At 72.1% G+C, this 294-nt stretch carries 1 protein-coding gene; it reads left to right on the top strand.

All coding sequences use genetic code 11. The annotated features are described in order from the left end of the window. A partial coding sequence (locus tag ACLBXO_RS32130; RefSeq protein WP_447687960.1) for a DMT family transporter occupies positions 1–294 on the top strand: 294 nt, incomplete at both ends.

Raw genomic sequence — 294 nt, 5'->3', positions numbered from 1 at the left:
CATGCTCTTCCTCTACGGATTCGCGCTGCTCGCGGGCATCGCCACCGCGATCGAACCGGGCCAGAACGCTGGCCTCGCCAAGTCCCTCGCGCGGCCGCTGCTCACCGGCGTGGTCAGCCTCCTCATCAGCGTCGCGGCGATCTGCGTCGCCATGCTGGTGACGGGGCAGTACGGGCTGCCGGCGCCGGACCGCCTCGCGCAGGTGCCCTGGTGGGCGTGGCTCGGCGGCCTGATGAGCGCGGGCCTGACGATGGCGCAGCTCTCCGTGTCCAAGCGGATCGGGGCCGCCACCTT

Source organism: Methylobacterium sp. C33D (assembly GCF_053345825.1).
Note: the sequence above shows the minus strand (reverse complement) of the source record. Positions and strands in the feature narration are given on the sequence as shown.